The sequence below is a fragment of the Zhongshania guokunii genome (genome assembly GCF_040892635.1).
Taxonomy (GTDB): domain Bacteria; phylum Pseudomonadota; class Gammaproteobacteria; order Pseudomonadales; family Spongiibacteraceae; genus Spongiibacter; species Spongiibacter guokunii.
Genome location: NZ_JBFRYA010000001.1, coordinates 332851 through 347170, shown reverse-complemented (window position 1 = coordinate 347170; position 14320 = coordinate 332851). Strand labels below are relative to the sequence as shown.

14 protein-coding genes are annotated in these 14320 nt (G+C 49.8%); 2 read left to right on the top strand and 12 right to left on the bottom strand.

Features of this window, described 5'->3' with window-relative positions:
- The 5 genes from gspD to AB4876_RS01550 all read right to left on the bottom strand — a co-directional run bounded on the left by gspD (window position 1) and on the right by AB4876_RS01550 (window position 4550).
- Window positions 1-2148 carry a type II secretion system secretin GspD gene (gene gspD / locus AB4876_RS01570; RefSeq protein WP_368379897.1) on the bottom strand — a complete coding sequence of 716 codons (2148 nt, stop codon included), beginning with the start codon at window positions 2146-2148 and terminating at the stop codon, window positions 1-3.
- Window positions 2145-3011: a type II secretion system protein GspC gene (gene gspC, locus AB4876_RS01565; RefSeq protein ID WP_368379896.1), complete on the bottom strand. Its 867-nt coding sequence runs from the start codon at window positions 3009-3011 to the stop codon at window positions 2145-2147. The genes gspD and gspC overlap by 4 nt, the downstream gene beginning before the upstream one ends.
- A gap of 172 nt (window positions 3012-3183) precedes the next feature.
- The gene (locus AB4876_RS01560) at window positions 3184-3354 is read right to left on the bottom strand and encodes a DUF3012 domain-containing protein (RefSeq protein ID WP_368379895.1); all 171 of its coding nucleotides are present in this window, start codon (window positions 3352-3354) and stop codon (window positions 3184-3186) included.
- A 92-nt stretch (window positions 3355-3446) separates the two neighbouring features.
- On the bottom strand, window positions 3447-3626 hold the full coding sequence (locus AB4876_RS01555) for a rubredoxin (protein ID WP_368379894.1): 180 nt from the start codon (window positions 3624-3626) through the stop codon (window positions 3447-3449).
- A gap of 159 nt (window positions 3627-3785) precedes the next feature.
- Window positions 3786-4550: a hypothetical protein gene (locus AB4876_RS01550; protein WP_368379893.1), complete on the bottom strand. Its 765-nt coding sequence runs from the start codon at window positions 4548-4550 to the stop codon at window positions 3786-3788.
- Window positions 4551-4677: 127 nt separating this feature from the next.
- Between AB4876_RS01550 and AB4876_RS01545 the strand changes: the two genes are divergently transcribed.
- Window positions 4678-5646 (top strand): tRNA dihydrouridine synthase, encoded by a 969-nt coding sequence (locus AB4876_RS01545; RefSeq protein WP_368379892.1) that lies wholly within the window; start codon window positions 4678-4680, stop codon window positions 5644-5646.
- Window positions 5647-5669: 23 nt separating this feature from the next.
- On the opposite strand, the gene AB4876_RS01540 is transcribed toward AB4876_RS01545, so the two are convergent.
- From AB4876_RS01540 to AB4876_RS01525, 4 genes are all read right to left on the bottom strand, one after another.
- A complete protein-coding gene (locus tag AB4876_RS01540; RefSeq protein WP_368379891.1) occupies window positions 5670-6146 on the bottom strand; it encodes a DUF2505 domain-containing protein in 477 nt (158 codons plus the stop codon).
- Window positions 6147-6240: 94 nt separating this feature from the next.
- Entirely contained in the window at window positions 6241-6651 is a 411-nt protein-coding gene (locus AB4876_RS01535) for a DUF6691 family protein (RefSeq protein WP_368379890.1), read from the bottom strand.
- Window positions 6648-7088, bottom strand: a complete 441-nt coding sequence (locus AB4876_RS01530) for a YeeE/YedE family protein (protein WP_368379889.1) — start codon at window positions 7086-7088, stop codon at window positions 6648-6650. Before AB4876_RS01530 ends, AB4876_RS01535 begins: the two co-directional genes overlap by 4 nt.
- Before the next feature lie 227 nt (window positions 7089-7315).
- Window positions 7316-8827 carry a DUF3336 domain-containing protein gene (locus tag AB4876_RS01525; RefSeq protein WP_368379888.1) on the bottom strand — a complete coding sequence of 504 codons (1512 nt, stop codon included), beginning with the start codon at window positions 8825-8827 and terminating at the stop codon, window positions 7316-7318.
- Between the two features lie 355 nt (window positions 8828-9182).
- On the opposite strand from AB4876_RS01525, the gene AB4876_RS01520 reads away from it, so the two are divergent.
- Window positions 9183-9659: an Lrp/AsnC family transcriptional regulator gene (locus AB4876_RS01520; RefSeq protein WP_368379887.1), complete on the top strand. Its 477-nt coding sequence runs from the start codon at window positions 9183-9185 to the stop codon at window positions 9657-9659.
- 48 nt (window positions 9660-9707) lie between these two features.
- Here AB4876_RS01520 and AB4876_RS01515 read toward each other — a convergent pair whose 3' ends face one another.
- The 3 genes from AB4876_RS01515 to AB4876_RS01505 all read right to left on the bottom strand — a co-directional run bounded on the left by AB4876_RS01515 (window position 9708) and on the right by AB4876_RS01505 (window position 14310).
- Window positions 9708-10514 carry an SDR family NAD(P)-dependent oxidoreductase gene (locus AB4876_RS01515; protein WP_368379886.1) on the bottom strand — a complete coding sequence of 269 codons (807 nt, stop codon included), beginning with the start codon at window positions 10512-10514 and terminating at the stop codon, window positions 9708-9710.
- 206 nt (window positions 10515-10720) lie between these two features.
- Window positions 10721-11782 (bottom strand): transglutaminase family protein, encoded by a 1062-nt coding sequence (locus AB4876_RS01510; RefSeq protein WP_368379885.1) that lies wholly within the window; start codon window positions 11780-11782, stop codon window positions 10721-10723.
- Entirely contained in the window at window positions 11779-14310 is a 2532-nt protein-coding gene (locus tag AB4876_RS01505; RefSeq protein WP_368379884.1) for a circularly permuted type 2 ATP-grasp protein, read from the bottom strand. Before AB4876_RS01505 ends, AB4876_RS01510 begins: the two co-directional genes overlap by 4 nt.
- Window positions 14311-14320 lie beyond the last annotated feature (10 nt).

Genomic DNA, 14320 nt, shown 5'->3' with positions numbered 1-14320 from the left:
TCAGTGAGCGGCCTCATTGGCGCTGACCAATTCGGGCTTACTGGCACAGTCGTCCGCAGACTCGCAATTCACATCGACACCAGTGTCGACCGGCTTTTCACCTTGAATTTCACTGCGTTTATCTTGGGGCGCATAACCGCGTTTCTCTACTGCTTCTTCAGCGGGAGACATCGGTGGCGGAACAGGTTTATGGGGCAGTATATCTGCCGGTGAGGCATCCATACCGGTCCACTCCGGTAGCACCGCAAGATCAGTGAAGGGGAATAAGTTAATACCCTGTTCGGACTTCACCAGCTGCTCAGCTCGAATAAAGTTGTACTTGCGAGCACTTAAATCCGAGAGCGTTGCCTGATCGCGAACAATCGTGGGGCGAATAAACACCATCAAATTACGCTTTACTTTACTGGTGCTATCAGAGCGGAACAAGCGACCCAAAATGGGTATATCGCCCAACAGTGGCACTTTTGCTGATTGCTCAGTTACTTGGTCATCGATCAAGCCACCCAGTACAATGGTTGCACCATCGTTAACCAATACTGAGGTTTTTATGGTGCGCTTATCGGTAATAACATCGGCCGCATTATTTGATGGGCTCAAAGAGGAAACTTCCTGTTCTATCGTAAGCTGAACAGCATCTCCTTCGTTAATCTGCGGGGTAAACAATAGTTTAATACCCACTTCCTGACGGCTAATCGTCTGGAAGGGGTTGGTATTAGTTGAGCTCGCAGTAGAGCCGGTAATCACCGGTATTTCCTGACCAACTAATATAGACGCCTCTTCGTTATCTAAGGTCAATAAGCTAGGTGTAGACAAAATATTTGATTCTGAATCACTCGCCAAAGCGGTTAACAAAGTAGCAAAGCTAAATGCACCATCTCGCAGTTTACCCAAACCAATCGCTGCGCCACGCACGCCACTGGCAGCGGCAGCGGCCGCTTCTTCACCAGCAAGCAAGCTAATAATTCCCGGAGTGCTGCTGCTACCCGAAGCGCCACCGCCAAAATTAATGCCACCGGCCGGCTGATTACTGCCATTGCTGCCCTTAAATAACCACTGCACACCCAGCTCTTTGGCGCGATTATCTGACACTTCGATAATAATTGCCTCCACCAACACTTGGGCGCGGCGAATATCAAGATCGCGAATTACCGATAGCAAATCAGTAATGATATGGGGGCTGCCTGACATCACAATAGAATTCGTTTGCTCGTGGGCCTCAATATTTATCAATGACGAGGAAGCGCCACCTGCGGCGGGACGGCCTGCGGCCTCATCGCCTTTTACGATAGTATCGCTAATACTTTTTAGTACAGGCGCCAAATCAACTGCTTTTGCATATTTGAGGTATTGCACGCGAATATTAGACTGGGTACTCACCTCACTATCGAGATCAGCTACCAAGCGTCGCAAATAGCTGCGCGCCTCGTCGTCACCAAATAGAATTAAGGTATTAGTACGCGAATCTGCTGCCACCACCGGCTTAGATGCACCACGTTTGCGGGTCTGTTGGGACAGTACCTTGCTAAGAACACGCTCGACTTCTTCAGCAGAGGAATTCTTTAAAACCACAGTTTCCATCAGCTGTGAATCGACTGAGTTGATGGCATTAATAATCGACATCAAGCGCCGCACATTGGATTCACGATCGGTAATAAGAATAATATTGGAGTCGGCGTAGCTAGTAATAACACCGACCTTATTGTCGACCAGCGGCCGCAGTGACTTCACTAACTCGTCGGCATCGGCATTTTGTAGCTGGGCAATTCGCGTAATGATGGATTCACTACGACCGGTATTGCCACGGCCGAGCTGCACTTCAATACCTTCTATTTTTGCAGCTTGGTTGGGAATTACCTTGAGAATTCCGTCGCCAACCTCGATCGCCGAATAACCTTCGACGCCCAACTGTAAAAGAAATATTTGATACAGTTCTTCGGCATCGAGTTTGCGGTGACTCTGCACAGTGATTTTACCTTTCACCCTGCTGTCCACAACGATTGTTTTGCCCGTTAACTTGGCCACGGTATCGATAAACTCGCCAATATCGACATTTTGCATATCCAGTTCAAAGCGCTCGGCCATGGCCGTGCCAGACAAAACAATGAATAGGCTAAATATTATGCTGATTTTCAAGAACAAGGATTTCATAAATCAAATCTTTTGGTGAGTATGGTATCTGCGCGTTTTATCAGCAGCTCGTAGGAACTGGTGTTTTCCATCATTTTCATTAATTCTGGTGGCGACATATCGGATAACGATTGACCATTAACCGATAACACCACATCGCCGGGTTCAAGGGACAGCTGCGAAAACAAACGTCCATCCCTACCCGGTTTTACTGCATAACCCGTCACCTTACCGCCGTCCATTACCGGATTAACGGAGAAAAACCGAACTAACTGCAAAGGACTATTTTGCACGGTATCGCGAGGGTCGCCAACCAATTCGCGGATACCAGGCGTAGTCAAATCGACGTTCTCAGCATAGCTCGCGCGCGGTGCCCCGGCTGTTCGCAAACCCGCCGCGGCGGCCTTTTGATCCAGCTCTATTTTTTCCTGTTTACGGTTGTTTTCAATAATAATGTGGTCAGCTAATACCGCCAGAAGTGTAACGGTACCCGGCACGTCGATTTTCTCGCCAATGCCATAGGCCTTGGTTTTGCTGCCGTGACGCAAAACCGCCACGCCGCGCTCATCATTACCAGCAACTAAACCAATTACCGTGATTTTTAAGGCGCTGCGGCGAATATCTTTTTGAATTTCAGCCCCTGCAACTGGCGTGCTCGGCCTAAGACCAAACAAGGGCACCGCCAACAGGCTCTGAACATTGTATTGCTGGGCAGAAGTATTGCTGCTCGGCGCATCTACCTCGCCGGCAATGGGCAATCGAATCTCGCGAAACATACCCACCAATTGCCAGCACAGTCCCGCCAGAGTGGCCAAAAGCACAGCAGCCAATGAGACCGTCAACCATTTGGCCAACCGAGGGGAAAACAGCTTTATTAATGTCACAGACTGATCCACGTCTCAGACTTTCCCCATCAAGGTCACGAAGCGCCGAATACTAGCCGAATTATATGACATTTTTCTTACAATCATCCTTAGTAATAATTAGAGGCCAAAACCCTGCACAACAGCACAATTCCGCTGTGCTACATAAAATACTTAGCCCCTAGGGCTGGTGCTATTTAAATACGCAGTGCTTTGCATAATCAGCGGCTTCATTTCCGGTCCAGTCGCCCTTCGGTTTGTTTTCCATGCCTGCACACCAAGCGTCACTACCGATCTCTGGCGCGCAAGCGGTCATCAAGGTCACCGACACCAACAAACCAAGCAATGTTATTGTTTTCTTCATGGCAAATCCCTAGCAACACATATATTTACTGAGTGTAACAGAGGCCGACACCCGCAAGCACGGCCCACCATCCATTTAGCCTAAAAAACCGCTTAGACTTGGACCATCTCAAAATCTATTTTACCGATACCGCAGTCGGGGCATTCCCAGTCTTCGGGCACATCAGCCCACGCGGTGCCTGCGGGAATACCGTCATCAGGCCAGCCCTCGGCTTCGTTATAAACAAAACCACAGATAACGCATTCCCACTGTTTAAATTCGCTCACACACATCTCCTTAAAATGACCTTAGCGCCCGCTCATCACTCTCATCAGACCGCTCAATTTAACGCCGAGCAGCCAAACCGAGGCGTATACTATCGAAATAACAAGCAAATTATTAGCATCAGCTAATATAAGAAACTTATTTTAATGCAAGCCGAGCGCTTTTTTTCAAAAACGCAATAATAGCACTCGATCCCGCCCTTCTCGCTCCAAGGTTAACGCCACTTGGCTGCGCTCAGACAAGTCCGAATAAATATCGGTTAACGCTTCTTTAGCAGACAATGCAATCCCATTTACCGCTTTTACGCGATCACCAGACTGTAAAGCCAACAACTCAAACAAGGCCTTATCGTCGCCAGGCGCAAGATAGTAGCGTCGCCCGCCAGTGGCCTCGACCTGGACATTTAGCTTTACCCGCCCGCGCAGCGACAGCGGTCGCTTATATAACCGCTGATGATAATCGGCGAGTAAAGCCATTACCGCCTTATTTTGCCGCAAATCAATAATGACGGGTAAGTCCGGAGCAAATTCGGCGCCAACAACAGGCCGCACACTAAGCTTATTGTTATCAGCTGGCACCCCAGCCACACTCAGCAGCGCATAACTGCCGCAGTTATCGATCAACACCGAATCATCAAACAGTTCTCTCAAGCTTACGCAGGGCGGCAGCAACACATCGGTGTTACGCACACTCTGTCGCTTGCCGTCGATCCACATTAGCGCAAAGCGACCCTGCTGATCGGCGCTAAGCTTTTGTAATTGCAGGGTGCTTTCAAAATACGGATCCTCACCAAACAGGTCGGCATTATCAGCATTGAAAATTAACGCTTCTTCACTTGCGGCATTTCGAACCGGAGACAGCCAAGCTAGCATCGCTAACACAAGCCCTGTAAATACCCCAAAGCCCAATGCTTGCAGCCCTTTTAACAACACACCACCCCCTATTCACTTAGCACTGCACTAAACAACACCAGCCTTTACGCAACAAGTCACTATCTAGATATTTTTCTCCACAGCGACCACTGATATACAATAGCGCTTTTGGGCAATGAACCCTGCTATGGAATTACATCTCGCGCCGATGGAAGGCGTTGTCAACGCTCGTATGCGCGCCCTAATCACCGCCGTCGGAGGTATAGACCGCTGCATTACAGAATTTGTTCGGGTCAGCGACCAACTGCTGCCACCCAGAGTATTCCATCGTCTCTGCCCTGAACTTGACCACGGCGGGCTAACCCCCAGCGGGGTACCTGTTTACATTCAATTACTTGGCGGCGAACCTGGGCCAATGGCAGAAAATGCTGCACGGGCAGCCAGTCTTGGCGCACCAGGCATCGACACCAATTTCGGCTGCCCAGCTAAATGCGTTAACCGCCACCGCGGCGGCTCGGTATTACTCGACGAACCAGAACTTTTGTATCAAATAATAAAATCCATGCGCGGGGCAGTGCCTGACAACATCCCAGTTACCGCAAAAATACGCTTAGGCTTTAAGGACTCCAGTCGTTTGCATGAGATTGTCTCCGCCATTAGCGAAGCTGGCGCCAACGCGCTAACCATTCACGCCCGCACCAAGGAAGACGGCTACAAACCGCCAGCACACTGGCAGTTATTAGCCCAAGTGCATGAGCTTACTACAATTCCTATTATTGCCAACGGCGAGGTATGGAGCCCCGAAGACTACTCCCGCTGCAAAGATCAGAGTCGCTGCGAGCATGTTATGCTAGGCCGCGGATTGCTCGCACGCCCAGACCTCGCGCTAGAAATTAAATCGCAATTACGCGGCGAAGATTATCAACGGCACGACTGGCGCGCAATAATGAATTTAGTAGAAGCGCTGTTCGAAGACAGCTTAATGAATTGCGCGCCGCGCCATGTTGGCGGGCCAATTAAGCAATGGCTAGGTTATTTGCGCCGTGAATACCCAGAAGCACAGCAACTATTCGAGCGAATCAAACGGCTTAACACACCCGCTGACCTCAGCGCCGCGATCAGTGAACACCGCAGCCATTTAGCAATGGCTGCGTAGACTAGCTTAAAGCAAGTAAATGACTAGCCAGCCAGTTTATTTTTTAAGTAGTTAAACTCGTCAAGCGCACCAGCGTCAGTTTGCGCCACAACAAATTTCTCAACTTTACCACCCACCAGCGGAATTTTCGCCTTGCAACGGTGATCAACGATATGCTCACAGCCTGTTGCGGTAGCCAATAGCGAGCACGTGGCTTTTAACTCGGCCGGCTGCCCTTTTATAATAATAGACAAACTACCAGCCCAACCATTAGGCTGCCGCTGCCAAGTTTCAACAAAGTCTAGCGATTGCTTTGAATTAAAAATCTTAGCAAGTACCGATGGCAGTTCACGCACTACTTCGCGGTGCATGCGAACAATCACTTGGTCCTCGCCCACCTCAACATCACAGTCGGCACTCAATTCGCCAAGCGCTATACACCGCTCCACCCGAAAGTCGGGGTCGCACAACAAGGCCCAAACTTCGTCTACTCCACAATCAAACTGACATTTCACCGCCATATCGCACCCTCATGTATTTATCAATTTTATTATTTAACTGATTTACTTCAAGAGCTAGCTTACCCCAATGGCGATATGGCGACTATTATTGAATTTACCTTTCAAATACAAAACGATGCACGAGCATACCGCCGAACATTGCCAGCAAAAAAACAAGGAATGGCATGGCTCCAGTAAGCAACGCCACCAGCGCAGGCGCAGGACACAGACCACTCAAACCCCAGCCCGCCCCAAACATAACAGCTCCCAGCACAAGTTTGGCATCCACATCTTTTTTCGTTGGCAGAGCAAAAACCTCTGCAAAGCGCGGTCGTTGCCGCTTAAGTACAAAGAAAAACCCTGGTGTTGCAATCATCAAAGCTGCACCCATAACCAAAGCTAAGCTCGGATCCCAGTTACCACTAATATCTAAGAAATTCTGCACCTTAGCGGGATTAGCCATTCCCGAAATAGTAATTCCAGCTCCAAACAAAGCACCGGCTAACAATACAATTAAGCGACTCATACGCCCTCTCCTAACAAATGGCGAATCACGAATACGGTTACCCCACCACTAGCCATAAACACCATGGTCGCAACCACAGAGCGCAGCGAAAACCGAGAAATACCGCACACCCCATGACCGGAGGTACAGCCACCGCCCATCCGCGTACCAAGCCCGACTAACAAGCCCGCAGCAACCAACACGGGCATGGAAGCCACACTCTGCACGCCAACCAGCGCCCCGCTAAAATACGCCGCGACAATTGCGCCAAAGAACAAACCAGCCAAAAAACTCAAGCGCCAGCTACGCTCACCACCGCTCTCAGTCAAGGCACCGGCAACAATGCCCGAAATTCCGGCTATTCTCCCCATCGACCACATTAGCAAGACCGCGGCGCTGCCAATCAAGCAGCCCCCAGCTATAGCTTCCCACGGCGTAAACATCGTGCTTTCAACCATATTACTCACCCTTCAATTGATTCTGTGCCCAGCACAACCTGATGCAATAATCGTGTGCTGCCTAGCAGGTCACAACTATACCCCTACCGGTATAAATATACCACTTGTGACTCCACTAAACACCAGTACTGAGCCCCAAATCACTATTCACTCCTCGCGCCCTTTTATAGCAGACAAAAACAAAAAAGCCTGCAGTTGCAGGCTTTTTTCAAAAAAATAATATCGCACTACGCGCTAACATTATGCCGCGTAAGCTCCGCGCCAAGATGATGAGACTTCCCCTTGAACTTAGCCTTACTATTCGACAAACGACTAAATTCCTCCTCCTCATAAAGCTCCAATATCTGCGCAAGCTTACGACTTATCTTGGTGCTAGCACGAATCATCTCAAGCTTAGGCCAAGTCGCCCGCTCCCCCTCAAGAATATAAAATTGCAATTCTTTGGGCGTCAACTCGGTAAGCAGTTTGCGCGGATCAAAAAAGCGGTAGCGTGGAATAATATTGATATCGCCAGTGTACTCCTGATTAATTACCGAATAGATAATATTGCTCATTCGCCGCACACGAGGTGAATTTTTAAAATACTTTCGCGCGACACTGCTGCCAACCTTAGACACTTCTTTAATTGTACGACCACCGAGCTGGCGCAGCGACGTTAATAGGCCGCTATTCTCACTCTTTGAGTCGTGAAGCGCCCACAGCACAATCGGATTTGTTTGACTTACAATAAAATGATTCACCCCATACAAACGCGCCAAACGCTTGGCGGGCAGATCATCACTCACAGAGCCGTCTATCCAGCGCCGGGTGGCCAAATAGGGCTGCGGGTGACCATGTACATTCTTAGCCTCGAGCATAACGGGGGGGTAGATACCAGGTACTGCACAAGATGCCAATACAGCTTTGCGAATATAAACATTCGGCGATGCAATCGCATTGAGTAAGCGCGATGTTTGATGCACGTCAGATGGCGAGATGGAAATATTGATATGCCGCCCCGTCATTTCAAATGCTTCTTGAAATGTAACATCGGGAACTAATTTGGCAATTTTCTCTTTTAAGAGCTGGTGGTTAATCCGCGGCGACGACTCGGTCAGCCGGCCATTGACCAGCTCGACCTCTGCCAATAAAACTTTGCGCAAATTATCAGCATCAAGAAAATGTTTTAACTCGTCGTCGGTACGGGTGCCCAATACCGCAGCAATCAGGGAGCCGGCGCTGGAACCTGAAATCACATCTGGGAGCAGATCTTGCTCAACCATCGCTTTAACAACACCAACATGAAAATTGCCCAGCACCGCACCGCCACTGAGCATTAAAGCAGATTTACCGTAACATTTATTAGCTCGGCGAAAGAAGTCTAAGCGCTCTAGAAAGTTTGGGTGATCGGAATCAAGCTGGGCGAGGTGATCCAAGGAATCGTTAATCGCGTCCACATAGTCATGCACTAACTGCTTAGTGCCAAATTTAGCTCGAGCATACAATACAGGCTTACCCATGCCACCCATATTGCCGTGAATACCCTCGTTTAGAGAGAACAGTAAGCCAATATTGTCGTCATTTTCACGAAAATACCGCAAACGTTCGAGACGGGAGCGAATGGAGGCATAGTCATAAAGACTGGTCTTGTCGACTTTTTTCCAGTGCTCTCGACCGGAACAGCGATCATGCTCTTTTGCCAGCGCTTTCCACTCTTCGTAGCTAGTCGCGTGGCGCAGCTTATCTTCCAGTTTCTTCACATTAGGTCCTATTCGGCTCGATACTGTTGCAAGCATCAATAAATCGTAATATCACTCTAATCAATCATTAAGGCACTGGCTATAGGTGTTTCTAAGTAATTGACGCCAACTTACTAAAAACTGGTATATGCAGGCAAGATTACCGAGTTTTAACGAAGAATACGATGTCTTAAGCGCCAAGGCCCATTGTCGGCCAAGCCAATCGAACAAGGGCCGCACCAACATAAACATATACCTTCAATATTGAACTGATGCCTAAAAACCCCAATAAACTCGGAATCAAGGATAAATATCCTCTATATTTAGGTCAAATAGGTATAAGAAATACTAGGTATCACCAAGCAAAGGCGTATCAATGAACAGTGATTTAAGTCGTCAAGACATCAAGATTCTCAGCATACTGCAAACCGATGCGAGTAAAACCTCAAGCGAAGTCGCCGACATTGTCGGTATGTCGCAATCACCCTGCTGGCGAAGAATCAATCGCATTGAGCAAGATGGCCTAATTCGCAAGAAAGTTGCTGTACTCGACCGCCATGCACTGGGAATGGATTTAGTCGTCTTCGCCACTGTAAACCTAACCACCTCGGGGCGGCAAAACCTCGTTGAGTTTGAGAAAGCGGTGAGTAATTTTGACGAAGTCGTCGAGTGCTATACCATGACTGGGATATGGGACTATATGCTAAAAATTATCGTTAAAGACATTCGTAACTACGAAAGCTTTGTCCGCGACCGACTACTTTGCCTGAGCATGATCCGCGAACTACACTCCCATATTGCGGTGACAGAAATCAAAAATACGACCGAGCTGCCGCTGCATAGCCAACTTTAAGCAGACTCAAACCTTAGGGGGCGATAAGCCGAGAACGGCTTACGCAGTCTAACGTATCAACGCCTGACCACCATCGACCGGCAGGGTATGACCGGTGATATAGCTGGCATCCGGTCCACACAAAAACACCACCACGCGGCCAATATCCTCTTCACAATCGCCCACCCTCCCCAGTGGAACCGTGCCAAGAAACGCTTCAACGTCATCACTACCGCTCTCTACCCAGCGATTCATCGCCGGCGACATCGCCAAAGGCATAATACAATTCACCCGTATATTGTCTTCACCCCATTCGCAGGCGGCGGCGCGACTGAGGGCGCGAATTGCTTCTTTAGCTGCCGCATAGGCGCCAAAACCGGCGGAGTCGGGACGCATGGCCGCAGAGCTGGCAAGATTAACAATACAACCATCGCCTCTCAAAAAGGGGTAGCAGGCTTTCATTAGGCGAAAAGTCGCCAGTGGGCCAGAATCCATTCCCTCTTGATACTCCTCGTCACTGACTTCTAACAAGCGCCCAAGAGGGATGATTTGCGCGTTATTAACAAGAATATCGATGCCGCCAAATTCATCAACAATCTCCATTACCGCCGCGTCGATATCCTCAGCTACCATCACATCGCATACAAAGGCTTGCGCCTCACCGCCGCGATGGTGAATTTCCGCACAGGTCGCCTCTAACTTTGTTAAATTGCGTCCCAAAATGGCAACCACAGCACCCTCTGCAGCAAGAGCAAGCGCTATACCAGCGCCAACCCCCTGGCCACCGCCAGTAATTACCGCTATTTTATTTTCGAGAATAGCCATATTGCCCACCCCACTTACACCCACCAAGCCCACACGTTGCCTGCGACCCATACCACTGCGCCAAACAAGACTAGATTACATCAAGCACTTTACTCAGAATAATAGCCGCCAATGACAAACTATCCACCACTTCGTATTAAAGATTTAACTTTAGACGGTGTTTAAGGGCGAACCAACGCGAGGCCAATAGCAGGCCTAGCCAGAATGATGAATAACGACGAGCTAACGCCGCGCTCAAAATGATATAGCCGATTAGCCTAAAGCAGGTTGCGCGGCGGCAATTGTGATTGGGTTTGAGTCTGTAAAGCCTGAGTTTGCAAAACTTGGGTCGGTGTTGGAATTGCCTGAGTCTGAGCCTGCTGGCTTTGCGCTTGCTGGTTCTGTTGATTCCCACCACGCATATCGACCGCGTTTGCCGCGAACAATGCCCGATCTTCAGGCGATTCGACCCGCGACACATCTACAGCAACCGATAACACCTGTTTACTACCACCGCCAAAAACGACACCTTTCAAGGGCGTAACATCTGAATAATCGCGCCCCCAAGCCGTAGTAATGTGCTGATCGGCGGGCATTACGTCATTGGTAGGGTCAAAATCTTGCCAATCATCACCGGGGATATAAACCGAAAACCATGCGTGCGAGGCATCCGCGCCCGCCAATTTCACCTGTCCAGGTGGCGGCAAAGTTTCGAGATAACCACTAACGTAGCGGGCGGCAAAACCAAGCCCGCGCAGCGCCCCAATCGCCAAATGGGCGAAATCCTGACATACCCCTCGACGATTGGCCATGACGTCTTTCAGCGGCGTAGCCACAGTTGAAAAACTAGGGTCGTATTTAAAATCGTTAAAAATCCTCGAATTCAGCGCACTCACCGCTTCGAGAAAAGGTCGTTCAGGGCTAAACAAATCCCTTGCAAAGTCGCTTAACTCATTGCTAACCGCGATCATTGGCGAATCAAAACAAAACTCAGAGGCCTTCACATCCTCGCTGCTAATGCCATTAAGCAATACCGAGCGAACCTCTGCACAGGTAATGCCGCCACTGAGCAAACGCGGTTCGGAGGGCGCGATTTCAACTTCGCTATCAACAATCACCTCCAAACTGCGATGTGGTTTTTCCACGGTAAAATGGCATACCACGTTGCCAAAATAATCCACCCGTTTAATCTTACTGGCAGGGGTCGGTACGATGCGAATATCGCTGAAATTAACGCGCTGACCATTGCACTCGCGCGGAATAAGATAAGCCACGTTATAGCCCTGATTCACCTGATCGGCGTATTCGTAGCGTGTTGAATGTCTGACTCGGTATTTCATTCCATTCCCCTACCACTCATTTCAACGGGCTGCGGCCCTGCCGCATGATCGAAGTAACGGTCAGCCAAGGCTTGCGATGCCGCCTTAAGATCCGCATCGAGCTGCTTGAGCAATCCACCCAGATTTGCGTGCTCACCGGTGCTTGCTTCGCGCACCGACAATTCATCTAAACGCGTCATTAGCAAAGTATTGGTCGCCCGTAAAATACAGCGCATATCTTCACTTAGCTGAATGGTCTTATTGGGGCCAACCACCTCGTCCAAGTGATTACGTAAACTTTCTAGCTGAAACATCACCGAGCGTGGATTCTCACTGTCGAATAACAACAGCTCCATCCCCTTATCTAGACGGTAGCCGCTGCGATAATAGCGTTTGTATACAATACGTGATTCCAAACTTGCCAGCACGGGTTTTAACAGTGAGACGTTCTGAGCATCCCGCACATTTTTTACCAACGTTCGGCTGAGTAGCTCCACGGTCTTCTGCGCCCGCTCTAAACGACGCCCCATTTCCATAAAACGCCACGCTCGGCCCCTAACCATGCTTTCTTGGCTAAGCCCTGACAATGCCAGCAAGCTGGTAATCAGTGGATCCAACAATTCATCGGGAGCCGCTTGCAAACTGCTTTCTAAATTCTTGTTCAAAAACTCCATGCCATCGCGAATATCGTTTACTAGGCGCAGCATATCGTTAGACAGCAACTCCTTAACACCATCCGCCGAATGTAGAATTGCTTCCAAACAGTGGGCGATACTTCCCGGCCGACCGCGATTGGAAACAATATCCAGCAGCTCGTGCTCTGGCGCGTCAAAGTCGGCCGCTTTACCAGTAAACCCCGGATACGTGCCGGTAACATGGGTTACCGAGCACAGCAATACCCGTCGACTCTCCGGCGACAAGGGCTCAATACTGTTTAGCTCTTCAAAGGCAGTTCGCACTAAACGCAAACCCGACTCTGCCCGCTCGGCGTAGCGGCCAAACCAAAACAAATTGTCGATAACACGGCTGGGCAGGCTAAAGTTACGATCCAATGCTTGGGCCTGCCGCGCCAATTTTTCGGGTTCAAAAACACTGTCTTCGACCTCTGGCTCAGAAGCGAGAATCCAAGTGTCTTTACTACCACCACCGTACTGACTCACAATATGCTGAGTATCGGTATGACTGCCAATTTGAGTCAGTCCACCAGGCATTACGGAATAAGAACTGCCGCTGGCCACAGTAAAACCGCGCAAGACCAAAGGTCGACTACTGAAAACCTTGCCATCTAGGGCTGGTGTCTGCGACGGCCGAACCGCACTCTGGGCGACGTAATCTACTGGGTTAGCCAGAACTTGGGCATACAACGTTTTGCGCTCTTCAGCATTTAGTTCCGCAACAAACACGCTGTGCCGCCCTGGTACTCGACAGGTATGGCGAATCAATAAATCGTCAAAATGCGCTTTAACATACTCTAAATCGGCGGCATCACCGCACCACCAAGTAGGCACCGAGTTCAAGCGCAAATCTCGGCCTAGGAAATGACGGGCTATAGCGGGCATATATTTGGCTAACACGGGATTTTCTAAAATACCGCTACCCAGCGGATTGGCAATAACCACTCCTCCCGCTCTGGCTACTTCGGTTAAACCCGGAATACCCTGACCAAAACTCTGCCGCGACACCACCGGATCAGCCACGCTGTCGTCAATGCGGCGCAACACCACATCAACCCGTCGCAAGCCGTCGAGTGACTTCAGCCACAGCGCGCCTTTGCGCACCGTTAAATCCCGCCCCTGAACCAGGGGATAGCCGAGGTAATTAGCCAAATAGGCGTCTTCAAAGGAGTTTTCTTTAAACGCCCCTTGGGTTAAATAAACCACCAAGGGCGCGTCTTTTGTTTGGCTCAGCTCCGCCAGTTTACGGCGCCACTGCAAAAAGAAATTGGATAAACGGTGAACGTGGGCGTCGCGGAATAAACTCGGCATCACTCGCCGCAGTACAGTGCGGTTTTCCAGCGCATATCCGGTACCTGAGGGCGCTTGGGTACGGTCGCCGATCACCAGCCACTCACCGCTCGCCGAGCGCACAAGGTCAGAGGCGTGGAAAATTAGCTGATGCTCTCCTGGCAGCCGGATACCGTCACAAGCTCGCAAAAATCCTGGATGGCTAAACAACACCGCCGGCGGAATAACTTTACTGGTAATCAGGCTGCGCTCGCCGTACAAATCACTGAGAATTAAATTCAGCAACTCGGCACGCTCGCGCAAGGCATTCTCGATGCCCTCCCACTCTTGGCTAGACAATATGAGTGGCAGTAAATCGAGATTCCACGTGTGGTTGACGTTGAGCTGACCTCCGGGGCTATAACTAGCACCGTCGTCGCGCAAAATTCGCTTGGCAGTACGCTGCCGCTCGATTAACGCTTCCATACCCATAGCATTCATTACCCGCATGGGATAATGCCAGTGTTCACGGGTCTGGCCGTCTTTATCGACAACCTCGTCGTACTGCTCATGCTGGGGAGTGTAAACAAAACGGTCAGTTAACATGGATGCGATG

What these genes read in the sequence shown, in the direction of transcription:
- AB4876_RS01535 (WP_368379890.1), bottom strand. Translation starts at nt 6,651, where the DNA reads ATGAGTCGCTTAATTGTATTGTTAGCCGGTGCTTTGTTTGGAGCTGGA.
- AB4876_RS01560 (WP_368379895.1), bottom strand. Translation starts at nt 3,354, where the DNA reads ATGAAGAAAACAATAACATTGCTTGGTTTGTTGGTGTCGGTGACCTTG.
- AB4876_RS01555 (WP_368379894.1), bottom strand. Translation starts at nt 3,626, where the DNA reads ATGTGTGTGAGCGAATTTAAACAGTGGGAATGCGTTATCTGTGGTTTT.
- AB4876_RS01505 (WP_368379884.1), bottom strand. Translation starts at nt 14,310, where the DNA reads ATGTTAACTGACCGTTTTGTTTACACTCCCCAGCATGAGCAGTACGAC.
- AB4876_RS01510 (WP_368379885.1), bottom strand. Translation starts at nt 11,782, where the DNA reads ATGAAATACCGAGTCAGACATTCAACACGCTACGAATACGCCGATCAG.
- gspD (WP_368379897.1), bottom strand. Translation starts at nt 2,148, where the DNA reads ATGAAATCCTTGTTCTTGAAAATCAGCATAATATTTAGCCTATTCATT.
- AB4876_RS01520 (WP_368379887.1), top strand. Translation starts at nt 9,183, where the DNA reads ATGAACAGTGATTTAAGTCGTCAAGACATCAAGATTCTCAGCATACTG.
- AB4876_RS01540 (WP_368379891.1), bottom strand. Translation starts at nt 6,146, where the DNA reads ATGGCGGTGAAATGTCAGTTTGATTGTGGAGTAGACGAAGTTTGGGCC.
- AB4876_RS01545 (WP_368379892.1), top strand. Translation starts at nt 4,678, where the DNA reads ATGGAATTACATCTCGCGCCGATGGAAGGCGTTGTCAACGCTCGTATG.
- AB4876_RS01530 (WP_368379889.1), bottom strand. Translation starts at nt 7,088, where the DNA reads ATGGTTGAAAGCACGATGTTTACGCCGTGGGAAGCTATAGCTGGGGGC.
- AB4876_RS01515 (WP_368379886.1), bottom strand. Translation starts at nt 10,514, where the DNA reads ATGGGTCGCAGGCAACGTGTGGGCTTGGTGGGTGTAAGTGGGGTGGGC.